This is a genomic window from Pseudomonas sp. G3-19, assembly GCF_054855875.1.
Window position 1 is genome coordinate 4,376,329 of the sequence record NZ_JBMPIQ010000003.1, and the last position, 18,129, is coordinate 4,394,457.

Annotated in this window: 2 protein-coding genes; one reads left to right on the top strand and one right to left on the bottom strand. The window is 61.7% G+C overall.

The genetic code is table 11. The annotated features are described in order from the left end of the window. Nucleotides 1–146: 146 nt before the first annotated feature. The gene (locus ACOYXI_RS20135; RefSeq protein ID WP_461675218.1) at nt 147–16,385 is read right to left on the bottom strand and encodes a LapA family giant adhesin; all 16,239 of its coding nucleotides are present in this window, start codon (nt 16,383–16,385) and stop codon (nt 147–149) included. 357 nt (nt 16,386–16,742) lie between these two features. Here ACOYXI_RS20135 and ACOYXI_RS20140 point away from each other — a divergent pair, with 357 nt between their 5' ends. Beyond that, nucleotides 16,743–18,095, top strand: coding sequence for a TolC family outer membrane protein (locus ACOYXI_RS20140; RefSeq protein ID WP_007961502.1), 1,353 nt, complete (start codon nt 16,743–16,745; stop codon nt 18,093–18,095). Nucleotides 18,096–18,129: the final 34 nt, after the last annotated feature.

Here is an 18,129-nt window from a genome sequence, read left to right on the forward strand (position 1 = left end):
GAGCATCCCTCAGAAAGATCCAGCGTCATGCTGTCAGCAGCATAGGCCAACTGCGCGCGAGTATGCGGGGTGGCGACGAAATCGTCACCGCCGAGTTAGCCGCAAACGTGACGGCCGCCCCAAGGGGCGGCCGTTTTGTTCACGCATCAGCTGTTGTTGTGGTCGACCTTGATGGTCGGATCGCTGCCGGCAATCAGGTTGTGAATGTTGGCGCTCGACCAGTTGTTGCCTTCCAGTTTGATCGTCACGTCCGGCGTGGCGGCTGCCGCGTCGCCGGAGTTGAACTTGCCCGCCGAGCTGACTTGCAGCGACGACGTGCCATCAACCGTGGTGATCTTCAGAAAGTTGTCGATGGTGCTGCCGGTTTCACCCTGCAACAGATCGCGCAGGTCGATGCGGTCACCTTCGTTGGCGTTGAAGTCCTTGATCACGTCATTGCCGGTGTCGCCTGCTTTCCAGACGAAGGTGTCGGCACCGGAACCACCGATCAGGATGTCGTTGCCCTGGCCGCCGATCAGCGTGTCATTGCCGGTGCCGCCGAGCAGGATGTCATTGCCCTTGCCGCCGTCGAGCAGGTCGTTGCCGCCCGAGCCGAACAGGATGTCATTGCCTGCGCCACCCAGCAGCGTGTCGTTGCCGTCATGCGCACCGGACACATCGAACGCCTGATAGTGCTCGGTGATGTACTGGTGCACGTTGCTGGTGGTGACTTTGCTGACATCCACACCGGTTTGCTGTGCGACGTACGCCTGCATCGCCTGATAACCCTCGCCGGCAATGCCGTTGAAGCTCACCAGGTCGCCGAACAGGATGTCGTTGCCGTCGCCACCGCTGACGGTGTCGTTGCCCGGCATCGTCGCTTCGGTGTGGCCGATGATCGAGTTGGCCAGATCCTTCGGATCGATGTTGGTCTGCGGCGAGTGATCCGAGTCATACGGTTTCAGGTCGTTGAGGCTGACACCGCTGTTGATACCGATCGCCTCGACGTTCGACAGACCGCTGAGCAGAGCGAAGCTGCTGTTGGAGTTGGAGGTTGTCGCCGAATCCGTACTGCTACCGCTACCGGCCAGGCTCGACAACTCGTAAGTGCCGTCACCCTGAGCGTGAACAGTGCCCAGGTTGGTGGTGCTCCAGCCATAACGGGCAGTGTAAGTCTGCAACTGGGCATAACCGCTGGCGGTGATGCTCAGGTAATGCGTGTTGTCGATGTACGTGCTGAAAGTGTCGCCCAGCTTGTAGTTGCTGGTTGTCACCACACTGTCGAACTTCACGCTGCCGTACAGCGTCGGGTTGGTCTGCTCGCCGCTCTGGTAGTAGGTCGGCTGGCCGTCGGTGATGAAGTACGTGAGGTTCTTCGCCCCGGTGTTCGCCACAGCTTCCGCGCTCTGGAAGAAGTTGGCCGTGGTCTTGAACACGTCCTCGTAGTTGGTGCCGCCGCCGGACGCCATCGAGTCGAGCACGGCTTTGAGCTTGGTCAGCGCGTTCGGGTCGTTGAGGTTCACCGACACCGACTTGTTGACCTGGGTATCGAAGTCCGCCAGGAAGATGTTCACCGTGCCCGAGTTGCTGCCGCCCATGCTCTGCTTGAGGGTGTTGAACACCGAGGTCAGCGAGTCCTTGGCCGCGTTGATCGACGAGGTGCTCATGCTGCCCGAGCTGTCGACCATGAACGCGATGTTGTAGTTGGTGCCCGGCACCACGGTCAGACCACCGATGTCGGCGACCATGATGTCGTTGCCATCGGTACCGTTGAAGGTGTCGTCTCCAGAGGTACCAACCACCGCGTTGTAAACCGCCGGCACCACGGTGACCGGAATCGTCGCGGTGCTGCTGGCCGAACCGCCGACCATTTCAGTGGAGGTCGAGGTCACGGTCAGGTTGAACTGGCCGTTGTAGTAGGTCGGCGGGGTTACGGTCAGGCTGCCCAGGTTCCAGCCGGTGACGTTGGCTTCGCCGTTGCTCGCGGTGACTGTGAAGGTGTGACCGTTGCCGTCGGAGAGAACCGAGCCGACCGGCGCGCCACTGATCTTCACGCTCAGGGTTTCCGAGCCGTCGGTGTCGGTCAGCGCGGTGTTGATCGCCGACAGTTTCACCGTGGTGCCTTCGGCGCCAGTGTTGAGCTTGTAGCCGTCGTAATAGCCTTCGCCGTTGGTGCCGTGCAGGTCGGAGACGGTCACACCGGAATTCACCAGATCCTGCACCCCGGTGTAGATCGGCACGCCGGCGCTGCTCAGGTCGATTGGCGTGCTGCCGTTGACCGACAGGTTCACGTCATAGCTGCCCGGGCCGCTCTGGTTGTGGTGGTAGATGTCCAGGGTGTAGTAGCCGCTGGTGGTCGGGGTGAACGAACCGCTGATCGCACCGCCCGCGCCCCAGGTACCCGACGCCACGCTCTTGCCGCCAATGGTGATCAGCAGGCTGTCGTCAGCCACACCGCTGAAACTGTAGGTCTTGCCGGCTTCCAGATAGATCAGGCCCGAGGTCTTCGACGCGGTACCGGCGGTCACGCTGCCGTCGGACTGCACGTTATTCACGTTGGTGCTGGAGTTCGGGGTGCCGGCGCCGTCGATCACGTTTTTCAACGTGGTCGAGTCAGCGCCGTTGCCGCTGGTGCCCAGGCCCGACAGGCCGGTCCAGACTTCCTTGACCAGTCCGGTGGACTTCACGCTGTTGTCGGCCACGCTCACGGTCGGTGCATCCGCCACCGGAGTGATGTCGATCTTCACGGTGCCGGTGTTGCCCAGCAGTTGGCCGTCGGTGGGCTGGAACTTGATCTGTGCATAGTCAGCCTGGTTGTTGCCCAGGCCGGTGCCGCCGTAACCGTTGACGCCCGACTCGTTGGCATCCGGCATGAAGCGCAGCTTGCCGGCGTCAATGTCGGCCTTGCTGAAGGTCTGGTTGTTGGCGACATCTTTCCAGGTCGAGCCGTCCAGATACTGCAGTTTGCCTTCGCCCGGCAGCTGGGTGATTTTGATGCCCAGGCTGCTGGCCGGACTGTCGACGTCAGTCACACCGAAGGTCGACCAGCCGAGGATCAGCGGGGTGTCTTCGGTGCCGGTGACGTTGACTGGCGCGGCGACTGGCGCATCGTTGACCGCCACCACGTTGACCGTGGTGGTCGCGGTGTTGGAGTAGTTGCCGCCATCGGTCACGGTCACGGTGATGATCCGCGGCACGGTGCTCGGGTCTTCACTGCTGTTGGTGAAGGTGATGTTTTTGATCGCCTGCATGTAGTCGGCGAGCGTCGCGTTACCCGACAGGGTCAGGGTCACGGTGCCGTTGGTGCTGTTGGCATTGATGGTGATGCCGTTGACGCTGTTGCCGAGGTTCAGTGCATCGCCGTCCTGACGGTTGGTCAGCACGATGGTCGCGCCGGTCAGCATGGTGCTGTCCGGGTCGGTGATCGTCAGGTCAGTGTCGGCAATCGACACGCCGGCGCCCGGGGTGTTTTCGGTGAACGTCACCTTGTAGTCGGCACCGGTGGCGCCGCTGGAGTTGTTGGCATCCAGGTCGATGACCGGTGGCGCATCGTTGTCGATGATCGAGGTGCTGACGCTACCGTTGGTGCTGCTGACGGCCAGGTTCTCGAAGTTGCCGCCGGTGGCCGAGTCGATCTTGACCACGAAGTTCTCGGTGCCTTCGGTGATCTTGTCATCGATGGTCGCGACGTTGAACTGCGCGCTGCTGGCGCCCGCCGGGATTTTCACGGTGTACACGCCAGTGAAGTCCGAACCGTCGGCAGCGGTGCCGCTGTAGACGATCTTCAGGGTCACGTCGGTTTGCGCCGGGTGCGTCAGGCTGACGGTGTAGCTGGCGGTCTGGCCTTCGGTCACCGAGGTGCTGCCGGTGATGCTGACGGTGGTGGTGTCGATGGTATCGGCGACGTTGGTCACGGCCGGTGTCGTGCTCGGTACCAGGTTCTCGAAGTTGCCACCGCTGGCGTTGGTGATGGTCGCCTGCACGCTGCCGGCGTCTTTGTAGACGTCGTCAGCCGGAGCCGGAACGGTCACGGTGCCAGTGGTTTTGCCGGCGTCGATGGTGATCACCGAGCCGTTGCTCAGGGTCACGGTTACCGGGGAACCGGCAGCGTTGCTCAGGGTTGCGGTGTAGGTGATCTGGCCGCCCTCGTTCACCGCCGGGGTCGCGCTCAGCGACAGGCTGGTGGTGTCGACGGTGTCGGTCACGGTGGTGCTGACCGGGGTTTTGTCGGCTACGAGGTTTTCGTAGTTGCCGCCGCTGACGTTGGTGATCGCATTGGTCAACGGTGCGTGGCCGGTCAACACGTCGTTCGGCGCAGTGGTGGTCACGGTGCCGGTGGTTTTGCCGATGTCGATGGTGATCGTCTGGCCGTTGGACAGGCTTACGGTCACTGGCGAACCGGTGACCGGAGCGCCGACAGTGGCGGTGTAGGTGACAGTGCCACCCTCGGCCACGGTGCCAGTGGCGGTGAGTTTCACGCCAGTGGTGTCGATGGTGTCGGTGACGCTGGTTACGGCTGGCGTGGTGCTTGGCACCAGGTTTTCGAAGCTGCCACCTGTCGCCGACTTGATGGTCGCCTGCACGGTGCCGGCGTCTTTGTAGACGTCATCGGCTGGTGCAGGAACAATCACGGTGCCGGTGGTTTTACCGGCGTCGATGGTGATCACTGCGCCGTTGCTCAGGGTCACGGTCACTGGCGAGCCAGCGGCGTTGGTCAGGGTTGCGGTGTAAACGATCGAGCCACCTTCGGCCACGGTGCCGGTCGCGGTCAGCGACAGGTTGGTGGTGTCGACGGTGTCGGTCACGGTGGTGCTGACCGGAGTCTTGTCGGCAACCAGATTCTCGTAGTTGCCGCCGCTCACGTTGGTGATTGCGTTGGTCAACGGCGCGTGACCGGTCAGCGCATCGTTCGGTGCGGTGGTGGTTACGGTGCCGGTGGTTTTTCCGATGTCGATGGTGATGGTCTGGCCGTTGGACAGAGTCACCACGACTGGCGAACCAGTGACTGGCGCACCGACGGTGGCGGTGTAGACGACGTTGCCGCCTTCAGCCGCTGTACCGGTGGCAGACAACTTCACGGTAGTGGTGTCGATGGTATCGGTGACGCTGGTCACGGCCGGTACGGTGCTTGGTACCAGGTTTTCGAAGTTGCCGCCGCTGGCATTGGTGATGGTTGCCTGCACGGTGCCGGCGTCTTTGTAGACGTCATCAGCCGGGGCAGGAACGGTCACGGTGCCAGTGGTTTTACCGGCGTCGATGGTGATCACTGCGCCGTTGCTCAGGGTCACGGTCACTGGCGAACCAGCGGCGTTGGTCAGGGTGGCGGTGTAAATGATCGAACCGCCCTCGGCGACCGTGTTGGTGGCGCTCAGGGTCAGGTTGGTAGTGTCGACAGTGTCGGTCACGGTGGTGCTGACCGGGGTTTTGTCGGCTACCAAATTTTCGTAGTTGCCGCCGGTCACGTTAGTGATCGAGTTGGTCAACGGCGCGTGACCGGTCAGCGCATCGTTCGGTGCGATGCTGGTCACGGTGCCGGTGGTTTTGCCGATGTCGATGGTGATGGTCTGACCGTTGGCCAGGGTCACGACGACAGGCGAGCCGGTAACTGGCGCACCAACGGTAGCGGTGTAGGTGACGGTGCCACCTTCGGCCACGGTGCCCGTGGCGGTGAGTTTCACGCCCGTGGTGTCGATGGTGTCGGTGACGCTGGTCACTGCTGGCGTGGTGCTTGGTACCAGGTTCTCGAAGCTGCCACCGGTCGCGGTTTTGATCGTTGCCTGAACAGTGCCGGCGTCTTTGTAGACGTCGTCGGCCGGGGCAGGGACGGTGACGGTACCGGTGGTTTTACCGGCGTCGATGGTGATGACTGCACCGTTGCTCAGCGTCACGGTCACTGGCGAACCCGCGGCGTTGGTCAGCGTTGCGGTGTAAACAATCGAGCCACCCTCTGCCACGGTGCCGGTCGCGCTCAGCGACAGGTTGGTGGTGTCAATGGTGTCGGTGACCGTGGTGCTGACCGGGGTCTTGTCGGCAACGAGGTTTTCGTAGTTGCCGCCGCTGACGTTGGTGATGGCGTTGGTCAGTGGCGCATGACCGGTCAACACGTCGTTCGGCGCAGTGGTGGTCACGGTGCCGGTGGTTTTGCCGACTTCGATGGTGATGTTCTGGCCGTTGGCCAGAGTCACGGTCACTGGCGAACCGGTTACCGGTGCACCAACGGTCGCGGTGTAGGTGACGGTACCACCTTCCGCAGCAGACTCGGTCGCGGTCAGTTTGACCGTGGTGGTGTCGATGGTGTCGGTGACGCTGGTCACGGCTGGCGTGGTGCTTGGCACCAGATTTTCGAAGTTGCCACCGGTGGCGGATTTGATCGTGGCCTGCACGGTGCCGGCGTCTTTGTAAACGTCATCAGCCGGTGCCGGGACGGTCACGGTGCCGGTGGTTTTGCCGGCGTCGATGGTGATCACGGCGCCGTTGCTCAACGTCACGGTAACCGGCGAACCGGCAGCGTTGGTCAGCGTCGCGGTGTAAACGATCGAGCCGCCTTCGGCCACGGTACCGGTCGCGGACAGCGACAGGTTGGTGGTGTCGACGGTATCGGTGACCGTGGTATTGACCGGGGTCTTGTCGGCAACGAGGTTTTCGTAGTTGCCACCGCTGACGTTGGTGATCGCGTTGGTCAGCGGCGCGTGGCCGGTCAGCGCATCATTCGGTGCGGTGGTAGTTACGGTGCCGGTGGTTTTGCCGACTTCGATGGTGATGTTCTGACCATTAGCCAGTGTCACAACGACAGGCGAACCGGTCACAGGCGCACCGACAGTGGCGGTGTAGGTGACGGTGCCACCTTCGGCAGCAGAATCGGTCGCGGTCAGCTTGACCGTGGTGGTATCGATGGTGTCGGTGACTTGAGTCACAGCCGGCACGGTGCTCGGTACCAGGTTTTCGAAGTTGCCACCGGTAGCGGTGGAGATGGTCGCTTCGACTTTACCCGCGTCTTTATAGACGTCATCCGCCGGAGCCGGCACGGTCACGGTGCCAGTGGTTTTCCCGGCTTCGATGGTGATCACAGCGCCGTTCGACAGGGTCACGGTGACTGGCGAGCCAGCCGCGTTGGTCAAGGTCGCGGTGTAGATGATCGAACCACCCTCGGCGACCGAGTTGGTTGCGCTCAGCGACAGGTTGGTGGTGTCGACAGTGTCGGTAACGGTTGTGCTGACCGGCGTTTTGTCGGCGACCAGGTTTTCGTAGTTACCGCCGCTCACATTGGTGATCGCGTTGGTCAAAGGCGCATGACCGGTCAGCGCATCGTTCGGTGCGATGGTGGTTACGGTGCCGGTGGTTTTGCCGACTTCGATGGTGATGTTCTGGCCGTTGGCCAGAGTTACCACGACTGGCGAGCCAGTCACTGGCGCACCAACGGTCGCGGTGTAGGTGACGGTGCCACCTTCGGCAGCAGACTCGGTCGCGGTGAGTTTGACCGTGGTGGTATCAATGGTGTCGGTGACGTTGGTGACTGCAGGAGCAGTGCTCGGTACCAGGTTCTCGAAGTTGCCACCGGTAGCAGTCGAAATGGTCGCTTCGACTTTGCCAGCGTCCTTGTACACGTCATCGGCTGGGGCCGGAACGGTAACGGTGCCAGTGGTTTTGCCTGCTTCGATGGTGATCACGGCGCCGTTGCTCAACGTCACGGTAACTGGCGAGCCAGCGGCGTTGGTCAGGGTCGCGGTGTAAACGATCGAGCCACCTTCGGCCACGGTACCGGTTGCGGACAGCGACAGGTTGGTGGTGTCGACGGTGTCGGTGACGTTAGTGCTGACCGGGGTTTTGTCAGCCACAAGGTTTTCGTAATTGCCGCCAGTCACACCTGTGATCGAGTTGGTCAGAGGCGCATGACCGGTCAGCGCGTCGTTAGGCGCGGTGCTGGTGACGGTGCCAGTGGTCTTGCCGACTTCGATGGTGATGTTCTGACCGTTGGCCAGGGTCACCACGACCGGCGAACCGGTGACTGGTGCGCCAACAGTGGCGGTATAGGTGACGGTGCCACCTTCGGCCACTGAGGTATCGGCAGTCAGTTTGACGGTCGAGGTGTCGATCGTGTCGGTGACTTCGGTGACAGCCGGCACGGTACTTGGCACCAGGTTTTCGAAGTTGCCACCGGTGGCGGTGGAAATGGTTGCTTCGACTTTACCGGCATCTTTGTAAACGTCGTCCGCCGGAGCTGGAACAGTCACGGTGCCGGTGGTTTTGCCGGCCTCGATGGTGATGACAGCGCCGTTGCTCAGCGTCACGGTAACTGGCGAGCCCGCGGCGTTGGTCAGGGTTGCTGTGTAAACGATCGAGCCGCCTTCAGCGACGGTGCCAGTGGCACTGAGCGACAGGTTGGTGGTGTCGATGGTATCGGTGACATTGGTCGAAACCGGCGTTTTATCCGCCACGAGGTTTTCGTAGTTACCGCCGCTCACGTCGGTGATGGCGTTGGTCAGTGGCGCATGACCGGTCAACGCATCGTTCGGCGCGGTGGTGGTCACGGTGCCGGTGGTCTTGCCGACTTCGATGGTGATGTTCTGACCGTTGGCCAGGGTCACGACCACAGGCGAGCCGGTTACCGGAGCACCGACGGTGGCGGTGTAGGTGACGGTGCCACCTTCAGCAGCGGATTCAGTCGCCGTCAGTTTGACCGTGGTGGTGTCGATGGTGTCGGTAACGTTGGTGACGGCCGGAACGGTGCTTGGCACCAGGTTCTCGAAGTTGCCACCGGTAGCGCTGGAAATGGTCGCTTCGACTTTACCGGCGTCCTTGTACACGTCATCGGCTGGCGCCGGAACGGTCACGGTGCCAGAGGTTTTACCGGCCTCGATGGTGATCACCGCGCCGTTGGACAGGGTCACGGTGACTGGCGAACCAGCGGCGTTGGTCAGGGTTGCGGTGTAGACGATCGAGCCACCCTCGGCCACGGTGCCGGTCGCACTGAGCGACAGATTGGTGGTGTCGACGGTGTCGGTGACATTGGTCGAAACCGGCGTTTTATCCGCCACGAGGTTTTCGTAGTTACCGCCGCTCACGTCGGTGATGGCGTTGGTCAGCGGCGCGTGGCCGGTCAACGCATCGTTCGGCGCAGTGGTAGTCACGGTGCCAGTGGTTTTACCCACTTCGATGGTGATGTTCTGACCGTTGGCCAAGGTCACCACGACCGGCGAGCCAGTCACTGGCGCGCCGACAGTCGCGGTGTAAGTGACGGTGCCACCTTCCGCAGCCGATTCGGTCGCGGTCAGTTTGACCGTGGTGGTATCGATGGTGTCGGTCACGTTGGTGACGGCCGGAACGGTGCTAGGCACCAGGTTCTCGAAGTTGCCACCGGTAGCGCTGGAAATGGTTGCTTCGACTTTACCCGCGTCTTTGTAAACGTCGTCAGCCGGAGCTGGAACGGTCACGGTGCCCGACGTTTTACCGGCTTCGATGGTGATCACCGCGCCGTTGGACAGGGTCACGGTCACCGGAGTGCCGGCAGGGTTGGTCAGGGTCGCGGTGTAAACGATCGAACCACCCTCGGCCACCGAGTCGCTGGCGGTCAGGTTCAGGTTGGTGGTGTCGACAGTGTCCGACACTGAGGTGTTCGCCGGTGTCTTGTCGGCCACCAGGTTTTCATAGTTACCGCCGGCAACCTTGTCGATGGCCACGCTCAACGAGCTGCCGCCCGCCAATGGGCTGTTCGGCGCGACGAAGTTCACGCTGCCGGTGGTCTCACCGACGGCGATGGTGATGGTCTGGCCGTTGGACAGGGTGACCACAACAGGCGAGCCTGTTACTGGTGCAGTCACGCTTGCGGTGTAAACCACGGTTTCGCCTTCGGCGACGTTGGCGGTGGCAGTCAGCGACACGGTGGAGGTGTCGATGGTGTCGTTGACGGTGGTCACCGCCGGGGTGTTGCTGGTCACCAGGTTCTCGAAGTCGCCACCGGTCGCGCCTTTGATGGTCGCTTCAACGGTGCCGGCGTCCTTGTAGACGTCATCCTTCGGCGCATCGACGGTCACGGTGCCGATAGTTTTGCCGGCGTCGATGGTGATCACCGCGCCATTGCTCAAGGTCACGGTCACCGGAGTGCCGGCGGCGTTGGTCAGGGTGGCGGTGTAGGTGATCTGCCCGCCTTCGTTCACCGCCGGCGTCGCGCTCAGCGACAGGTTGGTGGTGTCGACGGTATCGGTCACGGTGGTGCTGACTGGCGTCTTGTCGGCGACGAGGTTTTCGTAGTTGCCGCCGCTGACATTGGTGATCGAGTTGTTCAGCGGCTCGTGACCGTTCAACGCATCGTTCGGTGCGGTGGTCGTCACGGTGCCGGTGGTCTTGCCGATGTCGATGGTGATGGTCTGACCGTTGGCCAGGGTCACAACAACAGGCGCGCCAGTCACTGGAGCGCCAACAGTCGCGGTGTAAGTGACAGTGCCACCTTCAGCCACCGAAGTATCGGCGCTCAGCTTCACGGTCGAGGTATCGATGGTGTCGGTGACTTCGGTAACGGCTGGAACGGTGCTTGGCACCAGGTTCTCGAAGTTGCCGCCCGCAGCATCCTTGATCGTGACTTCGACCTTGCCGGCGTCTTTGTAGACGTCATCGGCAGGTGCTGGAACGGTCACGGTGCCGGTGGTTTTGCCCGCGTCGATGGTGATCACGGCGCCGTTGGACAAAGTCACGGTTACCGGCGTACCGGCCGGGTTGGTCAAGGTTGCGGTGTAGACGATCGAACCGCCTTCAGCGACGGTGCCGGTCGCGGCCAGCGACAGGTTGGTGGTGTCGACGGTATCGGTCACGGTGGTGCTGACCGGGGTTTTGTCGGCAACCAGATTCTCGTAATTGCCGCCGCTCACGTCGGTGATGGCGTTAGTCAGCGGCGCATGACCGTTCAACGCATCGTTCGGTGCGGTGGTGGTCACGGTGCCGGTGGTCTTGCCGACTTCGATGGTGATGTTCTGACCGTTGGCGAGGGTCACGACCACAGGCGAGCCGGTTACCGGAGCACCGACAGTGGCGGTGTAGGTGACGGTGCCACCTTCAGCAGCGGACTCGGTCGCGGTCAGTTTCACCGACGTGGTGTCGATGGTGTCAGTGACTTCAGTCACTGCCGGAACGGTGCTCGGAACGAGGTTCTCGAAGTTGCCGCCGGTTGCACCGTTGATGGTGACTTCAACCTTGCCGGCATCTTTGTAGACGTCATCGGCAGGCGCTGGAACGGTCACGGTGCCGGTGGTCTTGCCCGCTTCGATGGTAATCACCGAACCGTTGGACAGGGTCACGGTGACTGGCGAGCCGGCAGCGTTGGTCAGGGTCGCGGTGTAGGTGATCGAACCGCCCTCGGCGACCGAGTTGGTGGCGCTGAGCGACAGATTCGTCGTGTCCACGGTGTCAGTGACGGTGGTGCTGACCGGGGTTTTGTCAGCGACCAGATTTTCATAGTTGCCACCGGTGACGCCGGTAATCGAGTTGGTCAGCGGTTCGTGACCGTTCAGCGCATCGTTTGGCGCAGTGGTGGTCACGGTGCCGGTGGTTTTGCCGACTTCGATGGTAATGTTCTGACCATTGGCCAAGGTCACCACGACTGGCGAACCGGTGACTGGTGCGCCAACGGTCGCGGTGTAGGTGACGGTGCCGCCTTCAGCAGCGGATTCGGTCGCGGTCAGTTTCACCGACGTGGTGTCGATGGTATCGGTGACTTCGGTCACGGCTGGAACCGTGCTCGGCACCAGGTTCTCGAAGTTGCCGCCTGCGGCGTCTTTGATCGTAACTTCAACCTTGCCAGCGTCCTTGTAGACGTCATCGGCTGGCGCTGGAACGGTCACGGTGCCGGTAGTTTTACCCGCTTCAATGGTGATCACCGAGCCGTTCGACAGGGTCACGGTCACCGGAGTCCCGGCCGGATTGGTCAGGGTTGCGGTGTAGACGATCGAGCCACCTTCAGCCACGGTGCCGGTAGCGGTCAGCGACAGGTTGGTGGTGTCGACGGTGTCGGTAACGGTGGTCGAAACCGGAGTTTTGTCAGCGACCAGATTTTCGTAGTTGCCACCGGTGACGCCGGTAATCGAGTTGGTCAGCGGTTCGTGACCGTTCAGCGCATCGTTTGGCGCGGTGGTGGTCACGGTGCCGGTGGTTTTGCCGACTTCGATGGTAATGTTCTGACCATTGGCCAAGGTCACCACGACTGGCGAACCGGTGACTGGTGCGCCAACGGTAGCGGTGTAGGTGACAGTGCCGCCTTCAGCGACTGAAGTATCGGCGGTCAGTTTGACGGTCGAAGTATCGATGGTGTCAGTGACTTCGGTGACAGCCGGAACCGTGCTCGGCACCAGGTTCTCGAAATTGCCGCCTGCGGCGTCTTTGATCGTGACTTCAACCTTGCCAGCGTCTTTGTAAACGTCATCGGCTGGGGCGGGAACAGTCACGGTGCCGGTAGTTTTACCTGCTTCAATGGTGATCACCGAGCCGTTCGACAGGGTCACGGTCACCGGCGTACCGGCCGGATTGGTCAGGGTCGCGGTGTAAACGATCGAACCACCTTCAGCCACGGTGCCGGTAGCGGTCAGCGACAGGTTGGTGGTGTCGACGGTGTCGGTAACGGTGGTCGAAACCGGAGTTTTGTCAGCGACCAGATTTTCGTAGTTGCCACCGGTGACGCCGGTAATCGAGTTGGTCAGCGGTTCGTGACCGTTCAGCGCATCGTTTGGCGCGGTGGTGGTCACGGTGCCGGTGGTTTTGCCCACTTCGATGGTGATGTTCTGACCATTGGCCAAGGTCACAACAACCGGCGAGCCGGTTACCGGTGCGCCGACGGTGGCGGTGTAAGTGACAGTCCCGCCTTCAGCTACCGAAGTGTCGGCGGTGAGTTTGACCGTCGACGTATCGATGGTATCGGTAACTTCGGTAACAGCCGGAACGGTGCTCGGCACCAGGTTCTCGAAATTGCCGCCGGTTGTTCCGGTAATGCTGACCTCAACCTTGCCGGCATCTTTGTAGACGTCATCGGCTGGCGCCGGAACGGTCACGGTGCCGGTGGTTTTACCCGCTTCGATGGTGATGACGGAGCCATTGCTCAGGGTCACGGTTACCGGCGTGCCGGCCGGATTGGTCAGGGTCGCGGTGTAGATGATCGAGCCACCTTCAGCCACGGTGCCGGTCGCAGTCAGCGACAGGTTGGTGGTGTCGACGGTATCGGTGACGGTGGTGCTGACAGGGGTTTTGTCGGCCACGAGATTTTCGTAGTTGCCACCGCTCACGTCAGTGATCGCGTTGCTCAGTGGCTCATGACCATTCAACGCATCGTTCGGCGCGGTGGTGGTCACGGTGCCAGTGGTTTTGCCCACTTCGATGGTGATGGTCTGACCGTTGGCCAAGGTCACAACCACCGGCGAGCCAGTCACCGGCGCACCAACCGTAGCGGTGTAAGTGACAGTGCCGCCTTCAGCGACCGAAGTATCAGCGGTCAGTTTGACGGTCGAAGTATCGATGGTGTCAGTGACTTCGGTGACAGCCGGAACGGTGCTCGGAACAAGGTTCTCGAAATTGCCACCGCTGGTTCCGGTAATGCTGACTTCGACTTTGCCGGCATCTTTGTAGACGTCATCGGCAGGCGCCGGAACAGTCACGGTACCGGTGGTTTTACCGGCTTCGATGGTGATGACGGAGCCATTGCTCAGGGTCACGGTCACCGGGGTGCCGGCCGGGTTGGTCAGGGTCGCGGTGTAGACAATCGAACCGCCTTCAGCGACGGAGCCAGTGGCGCTCAACGTCAGGTTGGTGGTGTCGACGGTATCAGTCACGGTGGTGCTGACCGGCGTCTTGTCGGCGACCAGATTTTCGTAGTTGCCACCGCTCACGCCAGTGATCGAGTTGCTCAGCGGCGCCTGGCCGTTGAGCACGTCGTTCGGTGCGGTGGTGGTCACGGTGCCAGTGGTTTTACCCACTTCGATGGTGATGGACTGACCGTTGGCCAGAGTCACGACAACCGGCGAGCCAGTCACAGGCGCACCAACGGTCGCGGTGTAAGTGACGGTGCCACCCTCGGCGACCGAGGTGTCAGCGGACAGTTTGACCGTCGAAGTGTCGATGGTATCGGTCACTTCGGTGACCGCAGGGACAGTGCTTGGCACCAGATTTTCGAAGTTGCCGCCGGTTGCACCGTTGATGGTGACTTCGACTTTGCCGGCGTCTTTGTAGACGTCATCGGCAGGCGCCGGAACCGTCACGGTGCCGGTGGTTTTACCGGCTTCGATGGTGATCACGGCGCCGTTGCTCAGGGTCACGGTGACCGGCGAGCCGGCAGCATTGGTCAACGTCGCGGTGTAAACGATCGAACCGCCCTCAGCCACGGTACCGGTCGCGCTCAACGACAGGTTGGTGGTGTCGACGGTGTCGGTAACGGTGGTCGAAACCGGAGTTTTATCGGCGACGAGGTTCTCGTAGTTACCGCCACTGACATTGGTGATGGCGTTGGTCAGCGGTGGGTTGCCGGTCAACGCATCGTTCGGCACGGTGGTGGTCACGGTGCCGGTGGTTTTGCCGACTTCGATGGTGATGGTCTGACCGTTGGCCAGGGTCACGACAACCGGCGAACCGGTCACAGGTGCACCGACGGTGGCGGTGTAAGTGACGGTGCCGCCCTCAGCGACCGAAGTATCGGCAGTCAGTTTGACGGTCGAGGTATCGATGGTGTCGGTGACTTCGGTAACAGCCGGAACGGTGCTCGGCACCAGGTTCTCGAAATTGCCACCCGTGGTGCCGGTGATGCTGACTTCGACTTTGCCGGCGTCTTTGTAGACGTCATCCGCAGGCGCGGGAACGGTCACAGTGCCGGTGGTTTTGCCAGCCTCGATGGTGATGACGGAGCCATTGCTCAACGTCACGGTCACCGGGGTGCCAGCCGGGTTGGTCAGGGTGGCGGTGTAAACGATCGAGCCGCCTTCAGCGACGGTGCCGGTGGCACTCAGCGACAGGTTGGTGGTGTCGATGGAGTCGGTGACGGTGGTGGTCGCCGGGGTGGTGTTCGGCACCAGATTCTCGAAGTTGCCGCCGGTTGCGCCGGTAATCGTGGTGCTGACGGTGCCGCCGTTGTTGTAGACGTCGTTCGGCGCGGTCGGCACGTTGACGGTGCCAGTGGTCTGGCCGGCTTCGATGGTGATGGTCGAACCGTTGGACAGGGTGACGGTAACCGGCGTCTGTGCCGGATTGGTCAGGGTCGCGGTGTAGGTGATCTGGCCACCTTCGACCACGGTACCGGTGGCGGTGAGGGTCAGACCGGTGGTGTCGCGCGAATCGACGATGTTCGTCACGGCTGGCGTCGTGTTCGGCACCAGGTTCTCGAAGTTGCCGCCGGTGGCACCGGTGATGGTGGTGCTGACGGTGCTGCCGTTGTTGTAGACGTCATTCGGCGCGGTTGGCACGTTGACGGTGCCGGTGGTCTGGCCGGCTTCGATGGTGATGGTCGAACCGTTGGACAGGGTGACGGTGACCGGTGTCTGCGCCGGGTTGGTCAGTGTCGCGGTATAGGTGATCTGACCGCCTTCGGTGACGCTGTTGCCAGCAGTCAGGGTGACGGTGGTGGTGTCGATGGTGTCGGTGACCTGAGTCGTCGCCGGGGTGGTCGGCGGGGTCACGGTAATGCCGTTGCCGCCGGTGGTGCCGGTGACGGTCACGTTGATCTGGGTCGGGTCGTTATAAACGGTGTCGTTCGGTGCCAGCGGCACGTTGACGGTGCCGGTGGTGGAGCCGGCCGGAATAACGATCACCGAGCCGTTGGACAGGGTGATGGTCAGGTCGGTCAGCGGCGCCTGGGTCAGGGTCGCGGTGTACACCAGCACGCCGCCGGCTTCGGTGATGGTCGGCGTGGCGCTGAGGCTCAGGGTCGACTCACGCAGGGCGTTGGTGGTGGTGTCGGTGGTCTGGCCACCGGTGATGTTCTGTGCTGCTTGCGCACCGGAATTGATGCCTGCGGTCGGGAAGCCGATGGTCGGGTCGACGCGGCCAGCGGTGGCGTCGAGCATCACGAAACTGTGGCCGCCGCCTGCCGCGCCGCCAGTGCCTGCGGCGGTAGCGCCGGCAGCGGTGGCTTCAAGGGCGGTGGTCGGGTCGGCACCGGCGGCGATGGCCTGCTGCAGCTCGGCTACGGACGGTGCGGCCTGCGCGGTGGCCTCGGCCAGGTCAGTGCTGGAGTCGGGCGCGTTGGCGCTCCACTGGGTTTCACGGCCCAGGTCCAGGGTGCGGCCATCCGCCAGTTCCAGCGACACGGCGCCGGAGAGGCCGGTATCGATCTGGTCGCCGACGAACAGGCGATCGCCTTCAACGAGCACGCGGCGTACACCCTCGGGGGAGACCACGAATACCTGACCGACAATGCTTTTGACGATGGCAACAACACTGCTCATTGAAGACTCTCCGGGTGTCACGTTCAGTTGACTTCCATAGCCTGATGGCTTCGGCGCCGATTCAGTCTGGACGTACTTTAAAAATTTGCGAATCAAGATTGACGCTGTTCTTCGTCAATAATTTGGCTAGATTCTTTCGCTATTAACTTTATGCCAAACTATTGACCTTCTGGGTGCCATCCTAAACAATCGCCCCACTAATGTCACATTGATATTTCCGCGGCGACCTGTCCCTCAGCGTGTGATCCAGTTCCTATTTTGAACTTTCCGACATACGGTCATTCCGGTTGCCAATCATCCGACGCAGCAGCACGTTTTGCTGTGATTCAAGACAAGAAGTCCTGGGAAATCTTTACCATGCGTTTGCACTTGTTCAAGGCTCTACCGTTCGCCCTCGCCGCCTCTTTCGTCCAAGCACAATCCTTACCAGAAGCCATGCAACAGGCACTGGATGTCCATCCGGAAATCCAGGCGGGGGTCAACAGTCGTTTGGCCGCGGATTATCAGTTAAAGGCAGCCAAAGGTGGATACCTGCCCAAGGTCGATCTGCTGGGCGGTTATGGCCGTGAGGGCACTGACAGCGTGACCACGCGCGCCAACGGTGGCGGCAACCACTGGGAAACTTTGAACCGCAGCGAGTCAAGTTTACGTCTCTCGCAAATGGTTTTTGACGGTTTTGCCACGTCCAGCGAAGTCGGGCGTCAACAAGCCACCGTCAACTCCCGCGCCTACTCGCTGCTCGGCACTTCCGAGCGCACCGCGCTGACCGTCGCCCAGGTGTACCTGGACGTGCTGACCCGCCGCGAATTCGTGCGTCTGGCCGAAGAAAACCTCAAAAGCCACCAGCGCATCTATGATCAGATCCAGCTACGCACCCAGCGCGGCGTTGGTAGCGGCGCTGACCTTGATCAGGCTGAAGCGCGGATGGCTCAGGCCCGCAACAACCTGATCACCGAACAGACCAACCTCGCCGACTCCGAGACCAACTTCCTCAGTGCCGTCGGCCAGATGCCTGACCAGTTGGAGCGCCCGGCGCCGTTCATGGCGATGATGCCGGCCAACCTCAATGAAGCCCGTACGCAGATGCTGGAAAACAGCCCGATCCTGCGCTCGGCCGAGTCCGATATCGCCGCTGCCGAGAAGCAGTACGAAACCGCCAAGTCGACGTTCTACCCACGTTTCGACGCCGAGCTGGGACGCACCGCCGACAACGATCTCGATGGTCAGAACGGCCACAACAACGAGTGGCAGGCGATGCTGCGCATGCGCTTCAACCTGTATTCGGGCGGCAGCAACAAGGCCGATCTGGAATCCAAGTCGTACCTGTCGAACCAGGCGCTGGACATCCGCAACAACGCCCTGCGTCAGTTGAACGAAGAACTGGGCCTGGCCTGGAACGCCCTGAACAACGCCAATGCGCAGGTGCCGATCGCGCAGCAGTACGTTGATCACAGCACCGCCGTGCGTACCGCCTACCAGCGTCAGTTCAGCCTCGGCGAGCGCACCCTGCTCGATTTGCTCGACAGCGAAAACGAGTTGTTCACCGCTTCGCGCCGTCTGGCCGAGATCAAGAACATTCAGTTATTTACTCAGTATCGAATCAAGGCGACCATGGGCGAGTTGCTCAAGAGCCAGGGAGTGGTCGCACCATTGGCATCCGTCGTGCAGAACGATGTGAAGCCGAAGGTCCAACTGCCGGGTATGAATTGAGCAGAACCTTCATTGTTCAATTGTTAGCCAAGAG